This is a genomic window from Saprospiraceae bacterium (assembly GCA_026129545.1).
GTDB lineage: Bacteria > Bacteroidota > Bacteroidia > Chitinophagales > Saprospiraceae > M3007.
This window is the reverse complement of record JAHCHX010000003.1, coordinates 138,202-154,635: the sequence shown is the minus strand read 5'-3', so window position 1 is coordinate 154,635 and position 16,434 is coordinate 138,202. Positions and strand designations below refer to the sequence as shown.

Annotated in this window: 12 protein-coding genes; 2 read left to right on the top strand and 10 right to left on the bottom strand. The window is 53.6% G+C overall.

Going from position 1 to position 16,434, the window contains the following annotated elements; all coding sequences use genetic code 11:
- Positions 1 to 91: 91 nt before the first annotated feature.
- From KIS77_18430 to KIS77_18390, 9 genes are all read right to left on the bottom strand, one after another.
- Complete coding sequence (locus KIS77_18430; protein ID MCW5924306.1) at positions 92 to 2,581, bottom strand: HYR domain-containing protein; 2,490 nt, start codon at positions 2,579 to 2,581, stop codon at positions 92 to 94.
- Between the two features lie 352 nt (positions 2,582 to 2,933).
- Positions 2,934 to 3,602 carry a hypothetical protein gene (locus KIS77_18425; protein ID MCW5924305.1) on the bottom strand — a complete coding sequence of 223 codons (669 nt, stop codon included), beginning with the start codon at positions 3,600 to 3,602 and terminating at the stop codon, positions 2,934 to 2,936.
- Positions 3,603 to 3,877: 275 nt separating this feature from the next.
- Positions 3,878 to 6,352, bottom strand: a complete 2,475-nt coding sequence (locus tag KIS77_18420) for an HYR domain-containing protein (GenBank protein ID MCW5924304.1) — start codon at positions 6,350 to 6,352, stop codon at positions 3,878 to 3,880.
- Between the two features lie 195 nt (positions 6,353 to 6,547).
- Positions 6,548 to 7,204: a hypothetical protein gene (locus KIS77_18415; protein MCW5924303.1), complete on the bottom strand. Its 657-nt coding sequence runs from the start codon at positions 7,202 to 7,204 to the stop codon at positions 6,548 to 6,550.
- A 269-nt stretch (positions 7,205 to 7,473) separates the two neighbouring features.
- Positions 7,474 to 9,762, bottom strand: a complete 2,289-nt coding sequence (locus tag KIS77_18410; GenBank protein ID MCW5924302.1) for an HYR domain-containing protein — start codon at positions 9,760 to 9,762, stop codon at positions 7,474 to 7,476.
- A 426-nt stretch (positions 9,763 to 10,188) separates the two neighbouring features.
- On the bottom strand, positions 10,189 to 10,698 hold the full coding sequence (locus KIS77_18405; protein ID MCW5924301.1) for a hypothetical protein: 510 nt from the start codon (positions 10,696 to 10,698) through the stop codon (positions 10,189 to 10,191).
- A complete protein-coding gene (locus KIS77_18400; GenBank protein ID MCW5924300.1) occupies positions 10,640 to 10,834 on the bottom strand; it encodes a hypothetical protein in 195 nt (64 codons plus the stop codon). The genes KIS77_18405 and KIS77_18400 overlap by 59 nt, the downstream gene beginning before the upstream one ends.
- A 269-nt stretch (positions 10,835 to 11,103) precedes the next feature.
- Positions 11,104 to 13,587, bottom strand: coding sequence for an HYR domain-containing protein (locus tag KIS77_18395; GenBank protein ID MCW5924299.1), 2,484 nt, complete (start codon positions 13,585 to 13,587; stop codon positions 11,104 to 11,106).
- 192 nt (positions 13,588 to 13,779) lie between these two features.
- Positions 13,780 to 14,463, bottom strand: coding sequence for a hypothetical protein (locus KIS77_18390; GenBank protein MCW5924298.1), 684 nt, complete (start codon positions 14,461 to 14,463; stop codon positions 13,780 to 13,782).
- A gap of 250 nt (positions 14,464 to 14,713) precedes the next feature.
- Between KIS77_18390 and KIS77_18385 the strand changes: the two genes are divergently transcribed.
- Positions 14,714 to 15,124, top strand: coding sequence for a helix-turn-helix transcriptional regulator (locus KIS77_18385; GenBank protein ID MCW5924297.1), 411 nt, complete (start codon positions 14,714 to 14,716; stop codon positions 15,122 to 15,124).
- Positions 15,115 to 15,897, top strand: coding sequence for an SDR family oxidoreductase (locus KIS77_18380; GenBank protein MCW5924296.1), 783 nt, complete (start codon positions 15,115 to 15,117; stop codon positions 15,895 to 15,897). Before KIS77_18385 ends, KIS77_18380 begins: the two co-directional genes overlap by 10 nt.
- A gap of 1 nt (position 15,898) precedes the next feature.
- Here KIS77_18380 and KIS77_18375 read toward each other — a convergent pair whose 3' ends face one another.
- Entirely contained in the window at positions 15,899 to 16,132 is a 234-nt protein-coding gene (locus tag KIS77_18375) for a type II toxin-antitoxin system MqsA family antitoxin (protein ID MCW5924295.1), read from the bottom strand.
- Between the last annotated feature and the right edge of the window lie 302 nt (positions 16,133 to 16,434).

Sequence of the window (16,434 nt, the reverse complement as noted above, 5' to 3'; positions counted from 1 at the left end):
ATGGTAATTATCACAAAAACACACCATTTCTACCAACATTTGACCTCTCCGAGGTTTGTGCCATTTTGATGCGTTTGCCCTGCCCCCCCACTCACCTCACCACCACCACCTTCCCGCTCCCCACAGGCAAGCCGTTTTTCAAAATGCTGAAAAAATATAGCCCGTTTGCCAAATTGGCCTCGCCCACCCTGACCTGACCGCTCGTAACGCTCGCTTCCAGCACCAGCCTGCCCGTCAAGTCACGAAGCACGAAATCGCTCCCCTCCATGTCGAGGCCTTCGATGAACAGCGCCTCCTCAGCGGAAACCGGGTTGGGGTACACCCGCAGCGCGCCGCCGCCGTAGTCGCCGCGCTCGCCCGCCTCGGGCTTGGGCTGTGGCTCCGTGCCCACCGGGCAGGAGAAGGTATTGAGGTGCGTCTCGACGAAGGCGCCCGAAAAGAGGCGCGCGGCGGCGTGGATGTACTTGACGTCGGCCTGCTGGGGCAGCACATAGCGGAAGGTCTCCGACTGGCCGCTGGCCAAAGTGGGCGCGGCGAAATGGTAGCGGACGGAGTAGAAGGGCGAGAAGTTGGGGTTGCGCGCGGTGAAGGTGTGGCCATTGGAGGTGGTATAGACGATGTCGTTGATGGGCGCGAGGGCTTGCAGGCCCTTGGGGACTTGGAGGTAGGCGTACTGCACGGCGTCGGCGCAGGAGTTGGTCAGGCGGACGTGGTAGGCCCAGTTTTGGGCGTAGTCGCGGTTGACCTGGAGGAGTTCGAATTGGAGGCAGCCGATGGTCTTGGTGTCGCAGGCATCGCTGGGCGGGGGCGGGGCGGGCGCGAGGGTGACGGTGAAGCAGCAGGCGCGCGAGTTGGCGCAGGCATCGTCGGCTTGGTAGCAGACGGAAGTGGCGCCGAGGGGGAAGGCGACGCCGCTGGCCGGGCCGCTGGCCCTGACAAGGGTCAGGTCGGGGCAGTTGCAGTCCGACCAGGCCGTCGGCTCGTTGTAGTGGACGATTGTGGGCACATTGGCCTGCACGGAGATGTCGGCGGGGCAGTCGAGTTGGAGGGCGGCGTTGGGGTCGGGGGCTTCGTGTTCGAGGGTGTAGGTGGCGAGGGTGTCGCAGTCGTCGGTGGCGGAGGGGATGAGGAGGGAGACGGTGGCGGGCTGGGCGTAGGTGGAGTCGCCGATAGTGACGCTTTCGCCGGGGCAGAAGCGGAGGGTGTCGTGTAAGGTGGGGCGGGGGGAGACGGTGCAGATGCTGGTATCAGAGTAGTTCACCGCAAAAGTAGGCGTTAGATTTATTGGCTTGAAGGTCAAGTAATCTTCTTGATGGTAGGATGCGGGCACGGCCTCTATGGGAAAATCAACGGGAGGCAGGAAGTCGCGTTTCTCGGAGCAGCAGCCCGCTATTTCGCCGTCGGCATCGGTTTTCATCAAGAAAAAATCATCATAGCTACTCGGAAAGGTAAAGTTTCCAAGTGCAGCAATACCTCCATCAGATGTCTCAAAACAGCGCAAAACCCAGTTAGGCGTTGATGAGATACTTGTATAGGACTTTTTCCAAAGCACATCACCGTTATTGTCAAGTTTCATCAACATTCTGTAGTCTGTTCCTCCCGATTGTTTTACTTCGGAAGGGCATATAATAAACCCTCCATCCGAGGCTGTGCTGAAATGCGAGGTAATAAAAAGATTAGACCAATTGAAGTTAGGTGGATATGCTTTTGCCCAGATTATCTGCCCATCGGCACGGACTTTCAATAACCACAATAAACGGGGGGTGCTAGGGTCATCAGGAGTGGCCAAGCCGTTAAGCACAAAATTTCCATCAAGTGTGGGCTGTAAGGCAGTGCAGTCCATCCTATAATCAGGATGACTGTATTCAGTGGTGCGAATTATGTCCCCAGAAAAGGGGTCTATGGCAACAAACCCCGCACTTTTTCCTGCTGTACTAATAGCAAACAGCATGGTGTCTGTCGCGTATTGAACAACCAGTTTTTGGAGAACAATGTTACTGCCCAGCGCTGTATCGGTAGCGTAAAACTGGCTCCAAGACGTTTCTCCATTATTGTCCACTCGAGTCACGAAAGCCCCCCGAATACCCAATGGTGGCTGATTAACAGTGCCCGAAACAACGTACCCGTCAGGCACATGCACCATAGGTACACCCGGATTCTCCGAAGATATTGTGTCCCCCATAGTCCTTTGCCAAATCAACTCGCCCATGCTGTCCACTTTGACCAACCAGACACCCGCATCAGACGATGATGTGCCGCCGCTCATGCCGTAGGCTACGAATCCACCGTCATTGGCCACTACCGCAGATGTGAACCAATCGGGCCTTGTATCCCCATAATTTTTGCTCCAAATGAGTTTGCCATTTTGGTCTGTTTTAATGAGCAGCCCATCCACCCCCCCGGCTAACGGTCGTCCTCGGCCTGCCAGCAAAAAACCGTCAATTGTTTCAATTCCCCATAGGCAGTCATCACGGAACTCGCCGACATATGCTTTTTGAAAGGTGGGAATTTGGCTGAACAGCGATGTGAAGAACAGACAGAGCGTAACGGAAATTAAGCCGCGAGATGAAAAATGTGACATGGGGAAATGCAATTTTGATAGAGGAAAAAAATGGCGGGGAGAATTTTGATTTCAACAAGAATTATTCCGAGAAAGGGCTTTTGTCTTCCGATTTACGGAATCAAGCGCCGAGTACTAGAGATGGTCACCATAAAAGCAGTAACCATCCCATTGGTTTTGCAATAGACATTATTTACTTTTAGTGCTTGAGTCGAAATTTTGGGATTTTAGTTCTGATTGAGGCTTGTTTTTGAGTTTTTAGCCTTAGCTACGGACGAAAAAATAACCGAAAAGCAGGGCAAAAAGACCAAATTTGGACCAAGTGACTAAAAGTACATAATGTCTAATCTTTAGAATACCTGTGCGTCAATACTCAAAAATAACAAGGGTCTTCGAGCGGAACTGGTGATATCGTACAGTTTTCGTTTAATGAGCAACGAACAATTACCTGAAAGGCATTACTCAAAATTGGGCCGGGGATAAAGTCGGCAGCACGACGGTTGTTGCAGTCCCACGGGTTCACTTGTACCAAATAGTCATCCCCCCAAAAGTCGGTGATAGTGAAATCAGGTTCGGTACCCGGGCCGCTTACTGGGCCACATTTGTCAAACTCGGTGGCATACCAGTAGTCCGAGAGCGGCGATTGGTTGAACCAACTGACATTCAGCCCACCCACATTGGTCGCGGTTATGTAGTTGGTCAAGGCAGTTCGAGCGTTGGTATTCTTGTTGATTTTGATAAGGCGAAATCTTACTGTGTCAACCTTTACACGGTCATCACTACTGTCGGGGGCAAATCCGGTGAATTCTGTAAACCTTATCGCCTCGTACATCGTGCACCCGTCGCGGTCTCTCACAGCGTCACCCTGTGAAGTTGCGGCGGAAACCGTCAAGTGCAAAATGCCATCCTTGTCTTTGACCATGCTGACCACATGGCTCAAGCCAGAATCTTTGGTAACTAGTGTCTGTGGGTCTTTCGCGCATGAAAAGAGGGACACAAGCACGAAAAGGGCAAGAATCAGTGATAATGGAATGTTTTTCATGTATGGTGTGAAAAGTTTGTTGATGATGCCGGGCTTTTCGTACCCTGCTTCACCCCCTACTTCTTTTTTGGGTGGGTTCGGGTGCTGACCACCGCGCGAGCGTTGGCACGCGCCAAGCGTCGCATGGTGCAAATTTGCCCGCCCCCGATTGTTAAAGTCCACAGCAGAATTGCAGTATTTGCCTCACAATTTTGCTATGTTTGCCCAGCAGTTTGCTTTAATCCCACCTCCTGTCACCTCACCCGATTCTTGTCATGCCAAATTATCCCCCCCACTCACCTCACCACCACCACCTTCCCGCTCCCCACAGGCAAGCCGTTTTTCAAAATGCTGAAAAAATATAGCCCGTTTGCCAAATTGGCCTCGCCCACCCTGACCTGACCGCTCGTGACGCTCGCTTCCAGCACCAGCCTGCCCGTCAAGTCACGAAGCACGAAATCGCTCCCCTCCATGTCGAGGCCTTCGATGAACAGCGCCTCCTCAGCGGAAACCGGGTTGGGGTACACCCGCAGCGCGCCGCCGCCGTAGTCGCCGCGCTCGCCCGCCTCGGGCTTGGGCTGCGGCTCGGTGCCCACCGGGCAGGAAAATGTGTTGAGGTGCGTCTCGACGAAAGCGCCCGAAAAGAGGCGCGCGGCGGCGTGGATGTACTTGACGTCGGCCTGCTGGGGCAGCACATAGCGGAAGGTCTCCGACTGGCCGCTGGCCAAAGTGGGCGCGGCGAAATGGTAGCGGACGGAGTAGAAGGGCGAGAAGTTGGGGTTGCGTGCGGTGAAGGTGTGGCCATTGGAGGTGGTATAGACGATGTCGTTGATGGGCGCGAGGGCTTGCAGGCCCTTGGGGACTTGGAGGTAGGCGTACTGCACCGCGTCGGCGCAGGAGTTGGTCAGGCGGACGTGGTAGGCCCAGTTTTGGGCGTAGTCGCGGTTGACCTGGAGGAGTTCGAATCGGAGGCAGCCGATGGTCTTGGTGTCGCAGGCGTCGCTGGGCGGGGGCGGGGCGGGCGTGATGGTGACGGTGAAACAGCAGTTTTTCGACAGTCCGCAGGCATCGTCAGCTTGGTAGCAGACAGTAGTGGCACCCACCGGAAACAACTCGCCGCTGGCCGGGCCGCTGGCCCTGACGAGGGTCAGGTCGGGGCAGTTGCAGTCCGACCAAGCGGCAGGCTCGTTGTAGTGAACGGCTGTGGGCACATTGGCCTGCACGGAGATGTCGGCGGGGCAGTCGAGTTGGAGGGCGGCGTTGGGGTCGGGGGCTTCGTGTTCGAGGGTGTAGGTGGCCAGCGTGTCGCAGTCGTCGGTAGCGGAGGGGATGAGGAGGGAGACGGTGGCAGGCTGGGCGTAGGTGGAGTCGCCGATGGTGACGCTTTCGCCGGGGCAGAAGCGGAGGGTGTCGTGGAGGGTGGGCTGTGGGACTAAGCAAATGTCTTCGGCTACAAAGTTTGACTGAAATTGTGGCGACGAAAGATCCGCGGGCTCGAACGGCAGATAATCGCTCTGCTCGAACGGTGCCTCAACTGCTTCCACAGGGAAGTCAACAGGGGGTATGGCGTTTCTGGTCTTTGAGCAACAGCCTGATGTCTCTCCTCTTGGATTGGTTTTTACAAACAGAACCTCACTAGAGGGGTTATTGATCCATCCCGTGGAAACAAACTGTCCCGTCGAGTCTTCAAAAATATGGGAAAAGTATTTGTATTTGTTGGGATTTCCATCGAGAGGCAAGACCCTTTTCCAGGTAAACTCGCCATCAGCGTCAATTTTTATCAACAAGGTTCGATCTACGTCCCCGTTTATCTGCGATTCTTCAAGAGATAAGATAAAGCCGCCGTCAGACACATTATTGAAACGGAAAATGGGCGACAGCCATCCTTGATTGGCCATGTATGTCTTGCTCCAAACCACCTCTCCGTCGGGCCGGGCTTTGAGCGCCCATACAACCCTAGGCATAGTTTGGTCTGCGAAATCGGCCATTCCCATGATCATTAAGTTGCCGTCGTGCGTGGGCCTTAGCCCAAAAGAGCGCAGCTTGTAAAGGGGACTCCTGTACTCAATGACCCTGTCAACATCGCCTGTGCTTGGGTCAAGGCGGACAAAAACGGCATGATCGCCATTGGTACCCGTTGCGTACAGGGCCGTATCCGTGGCATGATAGATGCCGTAGTATTTGGTAGCGGCGCTGTTGGATTGATCGCCTATTGTCAGAAGTCGGCTCCAAAGGGTCTCCCCATTGTTATCTACTTTAGTTATGAAAGAACCAAGATTTGCTGTGGTACCCTGCCCTAATTCCCCTGAGAGCAGGTAGCCGTCGGTTACGGGAATGATAGGGGCGCTGGGAACTTCGGAGGTATGGGGCGCGCCCATTCTTTTTTGCCACAGCAGGTTGCCGTCTTCGTCTGTTTTGACCAACCATACATCGCGAAGGTTCCCCAAATTTCCTGTCCCCCCATAAGCAAGAAATCCGCCGTCGTTGGCCGCTGTCAAATAGCGAAACAAATCAAAAGCGGGTCCGCCGTAAAATTTGTGCCAGAGTATATCGCCCTGCCAGTTGGTACGAATAAGAAACCCATCAGACCCCATCGAGTTTCTTGTCCAGCCAGCAATTAAATGGCCGTTAATTGTTTGAATGCAATCTAAGCCTTGGTCTTGATAAATATCTCGATAGATTTTCTGAAAGGTTGGATTCTGAGCGAAAATTCCGTTGTATACAACGAAGTGAAAAGCAATCAGAAAACTGCGAAGTCCAAACTGTGTCATGACGGATTGTTTTAATTTTAGATGATGAAAAGGGGGAGGCTTGGCACTGAGATTTGCACCAATAATTACTCCATGAGGGGTGATTTGTCTATTATTTTGCCAAAAAAAGTAGGGCTACAAACTCGCTTTTGGCATTTTTTCGAAAAGGCGGGACGAGCCTATTCTATGACGAGCCCGTCCCGCAAAATTCGCTTGTCAGGGCGTTATAGAACAATCAGGGTTGAGGGTGCATTGAGTGATGACAACGCCCGGGATGGTCAAGTGAGGGATAGGTTCATCAATAAACCCAGATGCATCTGCATAATCACAGGGGTAAAGATGGACACCATACCCATCGTCGCCCCAAAAATCGGCTATCCAGAATTTTTCGTTAGGGTCCTCATTGGGTTCAACCCATAGGGGGTTACGCACGCAATACTCAAATTCGACAGCATACCAATAATCAGTAAGCGGCGGATAATTGTACCAAGAGATATTAAGCCCACCCACACCCGAATAAGTGCCGAACGATGTGAGTGCCGTCCGGGCAAGCGTTTGCTTGTGCATCTTGATGAGACGAAACTTTACATCCACGCGGACACGGTCCTCATCGCAATCGGGAAAATCGCCTTCGTCAAACTCGAAGAATCGGATGGCCTCATAGAGTGTGCACTCTTCTTCATCCCGGCTTCCCACCGCACCCGTCTCGGCCTTGAATTTCAGGTGCAGGATTCCATCCGCGTCTTGGGTCGCGCTGATGACACCGCCTTGCGGGTCGGTCTTGCCATCGGACATCTGTGTCTCCTTCGTGCAGGCAAAAAACATCGCCAACGCGAAAAACAGCAGAATCGGTAATCGGACTAACTTTTTCATCGGTAAAAACTTGTTTTCAGAATGCCTACCCTGTCGTGCTCGGCTTCACGCCCTACTTCTTTTTTGGGTGGATTGGGGTGCTGACCACCGTGCGAGCGTTGGCGCGGCAAGCGTCGCACGGTGCAAATTTGCCCGCCCCCGATTGTTAAAGTCCACAGCAGAATTGCAGTATTTGCCTCACAATTTTGCTATGTTTGCCCAGCAGTTTGCTTTAATCCCACCTCCTGTCACCTCACCCGCTTCTTGTCATGCCAAATTATCCCCCCCACTCACCTCACCACCACCACCTTCCCGCTCCCCACTGACAAGCCATTTTTCAGAACATTGAAAAAATATAGCCCGTTTGCCAACTTGGCCTCGCCCACCCTGACCTGACTGCCCGTGACGCTCGCCTCCAGCACCAGCCTGCCCGTCAGGTCACGAAGCACGAAATCGCTCCCCTCCATGTCGCCGCCTTCGATGAACAGCGCCTCCTCAGCGGAAACCGGGTTGGGGTACACCCGCAGCGTGCTGCCGCCGCCGTAGTCGCCGCGCTCGCCCGCCTCGGGCTTGGGCTGCGGCTCCGTGCCCACCGGGCAGGAAAATGTGTTGAGGTGCGTCTCGACGAAGGCGCCCGAAAAGAGGCGCGCGGCGGCGTGGATGTACTTGACGTCGGCCTGCTGGGGCAGCACGTAGCGGAAGGTCTCCGACTGGCCGCTGGACAAAGTGGCGGCGGCGAAATGGTAGCGGACGGAGTAGAAGGGCGAGAAGTTGGGGTTGCGCGCGGTGAAGGTGTGGCCGTTGGCGGTGGTATAGACGATGTCGTTGATGGGCGCGAGGGCTTGCAGGCCCTTGGGGACTTGGAGGTAGGCGTACTGCACCGCGTCGGCGCAGGAGTTGGTCAGGCGGACGTGGTAGGCCCAGTTTTGGGCGTAGTCGCGGTTGACTTGGAGGAGTTCAAATTGGAGGCAGCCGCTGGTCTTGGTGTCGCAGGCGTCGCTGGGCGGGGGCGGGGCGGGCGCGAGGGTGACGGTGAAGCAGCAGGCGCGCGAGTTGGCGCAGGCATCGTCGGCTTGGTAGCAGACGGAGGTGGCGCCGAGGGGGAAGGCGGCGCCGCTGGCCGGGCCGCTGGTCCTGACGAGGGTCAGGTCGGGGCAGTTGCAGTCCGACCAGGCCGTCGGCTCGTTGTAGTGGACGATTGTGGGCACATTGGCCTGCACGGAGATGTCGGCGGGGCAGTCGAGTTGGAGGGCGGCGTTGGGGTCGGGGGCTTCGTGTTCGAGGGTGTAGGTGGCCAGGGTGTCGCAGTCGTCGGTGGCGGAGGGGATGAGGAGGGAGACGGTGGCGGGCTGGGTGTAGGTGGAGTCGCCGATGGTGACGCTCTCGCCGGGGCAGAAGCGGAGGGTGTCGTGGAGGGTGGGGCGGGGGTTGTTGCAGATGCTTTTGTCAACAAAGGCTATATTAAACACAGGCGTTAGGTTAGTTGGATTGAAAGCCAGATAATCTTCTTGTTCATAAAGCATTGGGCTGGCCTCCACAATAAAGTCAGTCGGATTAATACTGGCTCTTTTTTTTGAGCAACAGCCTTCTATCTCACCATCTGCATCTGTTCTTATGAGCAGCACGTCATCGGTTGAGTCACGCTCCCACCCAATAACGGCAAGTCCACCGCCTGCCACCTCAAAACAATTGTTTATACTCTTGTCATGGACGAAATACTCAGAGTAGGATTTTTTCCAGACCACGTCGCCATTGCCGTCGAGTTTCATCAACATCCCATAATCAGTTTCGCCATTATTTTGACTTTGTTGTTCTCCTGACGAAATGACGAAGCCTCCATCGGAGGTGATAGTGGACCCGAAGATAGGAGTGACCCAACGGTAGTTGGACGCATATACCTTGCACCAAATCACTTGTCCGTCAGAGCGGATTTTAAGCAGCCAGATTGAGCGCGGATTGTTTGGGTTCAGTGGAGTGGCATAGCCTATAAGCACAAAATTCCCATCGTGCGTGGGGTGCAGTTTGAATGGACGTAAAGCGTGATGCGGGTTTTTGTACTCAATTACCTGTATAATATCGCCGTTAAGGGAGTTCATGGTCGCAAATACGGCGCTTTCTCCAAAAACACCAGTGGCGTAAAGCAAACTGTCCGTGGCATAATGCACTTCGAGATAGTTCCTGACAACAGCACTGCCAGGTTGAGCGCCCAAAACATGGTAACGGCTCCACAACGTCTCGCCTTGTTCGTCCACTTTGGTCACAAAAGAGCCGATAATGCCAAAGGGGTTTTGACCTTTTAAGCCCGAGAGCAAGAACCCTCCTGGTACAGTATGGATGGGCGCGTTCGGAGCTTCATAAGAAGCTGCCTCGCCAAGACTTTTTTGCCAAAGCAAGTTGCCGCTGCTATCCACCTTGACCAACCAAGCATCGTATCTTTGATTGAAAACAGTGCCTGTGATACCATAGGCAAGAAAACCATCATCATTAGTTGTTGTCACATAACTGAAGTTCTCGTTAACAGCGCCGCCGTAATTTTTTTGCCAAAGGATTTCTCCTCGTTGGTTTGTTCGGATGAGCAAGGCATCAGAGTTGTTGCTATTAACGAGGCTCTTTGCTTGACCTGCAATTAAGAAACCGTTGTTTGTCTCAATGATCCACCTACCCTCGTCGTCTCCGCCTCCGAGGTAAGCTTTCTGAAAAGTAGAGCTTTGGCCAAAAAGCGATGTGGAAAGGAAGAAACAGATGACTGACAGAGGACTGAGAAGTGTGCGATTCAACATGGCAAAAGAAATTTTTAGGTCAAATAGTGTTTGTGTAGGCTGCGTAGCTCCCGTCAAAAAATAGTCCACAAGAACCGATTTGTATGATTTATTGCAAACTCGCGGGGTTTTGGCCTTATAGCTAGCGCAGGGTGATTCTGGACAGAAATGCCCACAGATTTGGCAATTTTTTAAAGGTTGTCAAGTCCCTCGTTCAAAATCACCCTGCGCCGGCCACAGACGTACCTATGGAGTTACGGAACAGTCCGCATTAAGTGTGCATTGGGTGATGACTTCGGGTGGGTTTGTAGATAAAATCGGCCCCTCGGAGTAGCCACCAACATCGGAGCTGTTACAGGGGTCAAGATGTGTGCCGGGCCCATCGTCGCCCCAAAAATCCCATATCCAGAATGGGCCAGAATATGCACTAACGCAGGCGGCTGGCAGTTCACATGATTTGAATTCAACCGCATACCAATAATCTGAAAGTGGAGGAAGCAGATACCAACTAATGTTCAGGCCGCCCACGCACGCAAAGGTTTGGTAACTTGTGAGTGCCGCCCGGGAAAGCGTTTGCTTGTGCATCTTGATGAGACGAAACTTTACATCCACGCGGACACGGTCCTCATCGCAATCGGGAAAATCGCCTTCGTCAAACTCGAAGAATCGGATGGCCTCATAGAGTGTGCACTCTTCTTCATCCCGGCTTTCCACCGCACCCGTCTCGGCTTTGAATTTCAGGTGCAGGATTCCCACCCGCGTCTTGGGTCGCGCTGATGACACCGCCTTGCGGGTCGGTCTTGCCATCGGACATCTGTGTCTCCTTCGTGCAGGCAAAAAACATCGCCAACGCGAAAAGCAGCAAAATCGGTAATCGGACTAACTTTTTCATCGGTAAAAATTTGTTTTCAGAATGCCTACCCTGTCGTGCTCGGCTTCGCGCCCTACTTCTTTTTTGGGTGGATTGGGGTGCTGACCACCGTGCGAGCGTTGGCGCGGCAAGCGTCGCACGGTGCAAATTTGCCCGCCCCCGATTGTTAAAGTCCACAGCAGAATTGCAGTATTTGCTTCACAATTTTGCTATGTTTGCCCAGCAGTTTGCTTTAATCCCACCTCCTGTCACCTCACCCGCTTCTTGTCATGCCAAATTATCCCCCCCACTCACCTCACCACCACCACCTTCCCGCTCCCCACTGACAAGCCATTTTTCAGAACATTGAAAAAATATAGCCCGTTTGCCAACTTGGCCTCGCCCACCCTGACCTGACTGCCCGTGACGCTCGCCTCCAGCACCAGCCTGCCCGTCAGGTCACGAAGCACGAAATCGCTCCCCTCCATGTCGCCGCCTTCGATGAACAGCGCCTCCTCAGCGGAAACCGGGTTGGGGTACACCCGCAGCGTGCTGCCGCCGCCGTAGTCGCCGCGCTCGCCCGCCTCGGGCTTGGGCTGCGGCTCCGTGCCCACCGGGCAGGAAAATGTGTTGAGGTGCGTCTCGACGAAGGCGCCCGAAAAGAGGCGCGCGGCGGCGTGGATGTACTTGACGTCGGCCTGCTGGGGCAGCACGTAGCGGAAGGTCTCCGACTGGCCGCTGGACAAAGTGGCGGCGGCGAAATGGTAGCGGACGGAGTAGAAGGGCGAGAAGTTGGGGTTGCGCGCGGTGAAGGTGTGGCCGTTGGCGGTGGTATAGACGATGTCGTTGATGGGCGCGAGGGCTTGCAGGCCCTTGGGGACTTGGAGGTAGGCGTACTGCACCGCGTCGGCGCAGGAGTTGGTCAGGCGGACGTGGTAGGCCCAGTTTTGGGCGTAGTCGCGGTTGACTTGGAGGAGTTCAAATTGGAGGCAGCCGCTGGTCTTGGTGTCGCAGGCGTCGCTGGGCGGGGGCGGGGCGGGCGCGAGGGTGACGGTGAAGCAGCAGGCGCGCGAGTTGGCGCAGGCATCGTCGGCTTGGTAGCAGACGGAGGTGGCGCCGAGGGGGAAGGCGGCGCCGCTGGCCGGGCCGCTGGTCCTGACGAGGGTCAGGTCGGGGCAGTTGCAGTCCGACCAGGCCGTCGGCTCGTTGTAGTGGACGATTGTGGGCACATTGGCCTGCACGGAGATGTCGGCGGGGCAGTCGAGTTGGAGGGCGGCGTTGGGGTCGGGGGCTTCGTGTTCGAGGGTGTAGGTGGCCAGGGTGTCGCAGTCGTCGGTGGCGGAGGGGATGAGGAGGGAGACGGTGGCGGGCTGGGTGTAGGTGGAGTCGCCGACGGTGACGCTCTCGCCGGGGCAGAAACGGAGGGTGTCGTGGAGGGTGGGGCGGGGATAAATAGTGCAGATGCTGGTGTCGGTAAAAGAGACTTGAAAAGTCGGTGTCAGATTCGCGTGAGTAAAAGGCAAATAATCTTCGTGAAGATATGATATTGGTATTACCTCTATTGGAAAATCAACTGCCGGAGCGATGTCCCGTTTTTGAGCACAGCAACCTTCTATTTCGCCATCGGCATTGGTTTTTATCAGGGTAAGAGCATTGACATTGGGTTGTTGACTAATTCTTAATGAACTGACAGCGGCAAGTCCCCCATCGGAAATTTCAAAACAGCGTTTGAAGAACTCATTAGCTCCATTGTTATAGGTGTACGCTTTTTTCCAGAGTGCGTCCCCATTGCTGTCGAGTTTCATTAACATTCTCCAATCTACCGACCCCGGCGAATTTACTTGGGCGGAGGAGAGAATAAAACCACCATCAGAGAGCGCACTAAAATGACTTAAATAGCCGCTGTCATATTGATTGAGCGGGAAAGGATAAGCCTTGCTCCATATAATCTGTCCGTTGGGGCGAACTTTTAACAACCAGAGCAGGGTAGGGGCATTCGGGTCGGGCGAGTAGGTGTGTCCTGCGAGTACAAAATTTCCATCGGGCGTGGGCTGCAACCCTCTACATATCAGCGAGTCATGCGGATGACTGTACTCGACAGCCTTTATGATGTCACCATTGGACGGGTTCAGGGCGACTAAGCCAGTATTTCTTCCTGATGCACTGAAAGCATACAGCATACTGTCCGTGGCGTGATATACCGCAAGCATTCGGACAATGGACGGCATGGTTGTGGTATAACGCCGACTCCACAGCGTTTCACCTTGATTGTTCACTCTGACCACAAAAGAGCTGCGAACACCCAATGGGGGTTGGTTTTGAGTTATCGTGCCAGACACAACACAACCGTCGGACACCGAGATAACGGGGGTGCCATTAGGGTCCTCATTGAAGAATGCTTCCCCAAGTCGCTTTTGCCAAAGCTCTTCACCAGTGCTGTCCACTTTGACTAACCATGAATCAGTCTGAATATCGCCAAAAACGAAGAACCCGCCATCGTCAGTCGTATCAACAGACCAAAAGGTTTCATTTGTAATGTTACTTCCATAATTTTTGTACCAGATGATTTTGCCCTGCGGGTCTGTTCGGATGAGAAGACCATCATAGTTAGTGGTGGCCGAGGGCCTTGTTCTGCCTGCCAGTAAAAACCCGTTCTTGGTTTCCATCCCCCACAAGCACAAGTCTTGGGGGTATCCAATATATGCTTTTTGAAAGGTGGGAATTTGGCCGAACAGCGATACGGAAAGAAGACATAAGATGGCTGCCAATAAGCGGTGGAATCCACAATGGAACATGGCGAAGATGTTTGAATGATGGGAAGAACGGGTGAAAGCAATAGAGAAAGTTTCGACAAAAATTAATCCATGAGAGTAGTATTGTCTGCTGTGCTACAATTCTTGACGCTGAAAGAACTTCCATAAAAAAGCGGGATGACCACATCTGTTTATGGCCATCCCCATATTCCTATTGAGGGGCCGGTTTAGTTACTAATCGTCGCAATGAAAGGGAGGCTCATCACCTGTTACGGTACATTCTAACCCTAGCGTGCATCTGGCTATGTACACATAAGCATCGACAAGTTCCCCCGTTGCATAACCGGCAGCATCGGCATATTGGGGGTCGCAGTTCCATGTGTCAAGGTGCAGATAAGCATCGTCACTCCAAAAATCACAGATGTAGAAGTTTGTTGTGCAGAGACCGGAGCCGCTTGGCCCGCAGTCTTCAAATTCGGTGGCGTACCAATAGTCCGAACGAGGTGACTGATTATACCAACTGATGTTTAGGCCACTTACCCCATTACCATTATCCACAATTATCCAGTCACTAACAGGTGTTTTGGCCTCCGTCTGTTTATTGATTATGATAAGTCGGAACTTTACATAGGTGACCGTGAAGGGAGCGGTGCTTGAAGAAGGTTCGTTGTCTGAACATTTTTGCCTAAACCGCAACGCCTCATACAAGGTGCATCCATCGCGGTCTTTGACCGCGCCGTTCACAGTAGGCCCGACTTCAACGGTCAAATTCAGTATACCATCCTTGTCTTTGGTCATGCTAAGAATGGAACTCTGGTTGGGGGTATCGGCAGTTGGTGTCGAGGTGTCCTTCGTGCAGGCAAAAAACATCGCCAACGCGAAAAACAGCAAAATCGGTAATCGGACTAACTTTTTCATCGGTAAAAACTTGTTTTCAGAATGCCTACCCTGTCGTGCTCGGCTTCACGCCCTACTTCTTTTTTGGGTGGATTGGGGTGCTGACCACCGCGCGAGCGTTGGCACGCGCCAAGCGTCGCACGGTGCAAATTTGCCCGCCCCCGATTGTTAAAGTCCACAGCAGAATTGCAGTATTTGCCCCACAATTTTGCTATGTTTGCCCAGCAGTTTGCTTTAATCCCACCTCCTGTCACCTCACCCGCTTCTTGTTATGACCAATTTTGCCAAAATCCTCCGCGCCGTGCGCAAACACCACCGCCTCACCCAAGAACAAGCCGCCGAAACATTCGATATTCCGCTTTGGACTTTGCAACGGGTCGAAGCAAACAAACGGGAATTGACCTACCCGGAACTGGAGCGCATCGCCCGTTGCTGCGGCACGAGCGTCGGCGAGATTCTTCAACTTGAAAATGAGGAGGCATCTTTACCGCGAGCAACCGTCTCTTCAAAACGGGAAGAGCATTTCGAGAAAATCATTGCCGCGCAAAACGAAAAAATCACTTTCTTGCTCGAAGAAGTCAAAAACCTTTACGGCATTGTCAAAAGACTGATTAGCGCGGGGGGGGGGGCGAAATGTGGTTTGCAAATTCCCTGCGCGTTACATTCGCGGTCATGGATTTAGCATTATCAGACAAAATCATCCTCGTCACGGGCGGCGCCAAAGGCATCGGCGCGGGCATCGTGCGGGTGCTGGCCGCTGAGGGCGCAATACCTGCCATTATCGGTCGCAATGCCGACGACAACTTGCAAATGGTCGCCGAATTGGAGTCGCAAAACCAACAAGCCTTTGCGGTCGCTGCCGAACTGACGCGCCCCGACGAGTGCGCCCGTGCAGTGCGGGAGGTCGTCGCCAAGTTTGGAAAAATAGACGGCTTGGTGAACAACGCAGGCGTGAACGACGGGGTGGGGCTGGAACATGGCAGTTACGAAGCCTTCGTCGCATCGCTGCACAAAAACATGGTTCACTACTACTTAATGGCGCATCATGCGCTGCCGGAACTGAAAAAAACGCGCGGCAGCATCGTGAACATCAGTTCCAAGACCGCCGACACGGGGCAGGGCGGCACCTCTGCTTACGCCGCCTCCAACGGGGGCCGAAACGCGCTCACACGCGAGTGGGCGGTGGAACTTTTGAAATATGGAATCCGGGTGAACGCCGTCGTTGTGGCCGAGAGTTACACGCCGCTTTACGAAAAATGGCTCCAGACCTTGCCCGACCCGGAAGCGGCTTTGCGCAACATTACCGCTCAAATTCCCCTCGGCAAGCGCATGACCACGCCGGAAGAAATCGCCAACACGGTAGCCTTTTTGCTTTCAGAAAAATCGAGCCACACGACAGGGCAGTTGATTTACGTTGATGGTGGCTATGTGCATTTGGACAGGGCGCTGGGGTGAATCACGACATGGAAATCATTTCCAACTGAGCGTTTTCCTGCCGCGCGCGATTGACGATTTTTTCCAGTTCGTTCGATTGTTCATCGTCCAGCCATTCTTCGCCGCATTGTAGGCAAATAAAAGCGGACACGTTGCGTACAACCACAACGCCAGAATTCATATCAACCGTAAAAGTTGTTTTCCCGAGCGCGACTTTTCCTGCACAAATCGGGCATTGAGAAGGAATATTTTTCATTTTATCTTTTCGTTTTGAAGTCAGGTTCAAAGATAGTCAAATCAGGCTCGTAAGCAGTAATAACGAAAATATCCGATAGGGCTTCATCAAATGAAACAACAACGTGAATAGGACGCGAGTTTGGAAATCCCAAGCATTAAAGCACTTGGAAACGGTTTGTCATAATCGTATCGCTGAATGACTTCCCCTTTCTCAGGCACTTCCAAAACCTCTGCCCTGCTAATTGCGCGGGCCAACATTTTTTCGAGTGTATGCTTCCGCCAAATGAGGTTGCCACTCGAAAGGGCGCTCATGAACGAGGT

Excerpts from the sequence above, each read along its gene's own strand:
- KIS77_18430 (MCW5924306.1), bottom strand. The coding sequence starts at position 2,581 with ATGTCACATTTTTCATCTCGCGGCTTAATTTCCGTTACGCTCTGTCTG.
- KIS77_18425 (MCW5924305.1), bottom strand. The coding sequence starts at position 3,602 with ATGAAAAACATTCCATTATCACTGATTCTTGCCCTTTTCGTGCTTGTG.
- KIS77_18420 (MCW5924304.1), bottom strand. The coding sequence starts at position 6,352 with ATGACACAGTTTGGACTTCGCAGTTTTCTGATTGCTTTTCACTTCGTT.
- KIS77_18415 (MCW5924303.1), bottom strand. The coding sequence starts at position 7,204 with ATGAAAAAGTTAGTCCGATTACCGATTCTGCTGTTTTTCGCGTTGGCG.
- KIS77_18400 (MCW5924300.1), bottom strand. The coding sequence starts at position 10,834 with ATGAAAAAGTTAGTCCGATTACCGATTTTGCTGCTTTTCGCGTTGGCG.
- KIS77_18395 (MCW5924299.1), bottom strand. The coding sequence starts at position 13,587 with ATGTTCCATTGTGGATTCCACCGCTTATTGGCAGCCATCTTATGTCTT.
- KIS77_18390 (MCW5924298.1), bottom strand. The coding sequence starts at position 14,463 with ATGAAAAAGTTAGTCCGATTACCGATTTTGCTGTTTTTCGCGTTGGCG.
- KIS77_18385 (MCW5924297.1), top strand. The coding sequence starts at position 14,714 with ATGACCAATTTTGCCAAAATCCTCCGCGCCGTGCGCAAACACCACCGC.
- KIS77_18380 (MCW5924296.1), top strand. The coding sequence starts at position 15,115 with ATGGATTTAGCATTATCAGACAAAATCATCCTCGTCACGGGCGGCGCC.
- KIS77_18375 (MCW5924295.1), bottom strand. The coding sequence starts at position 16,132 with ATGAAAAATATTCCTTCTCAATGCCCGATTTGTGCAGGAAAAGTCGCG.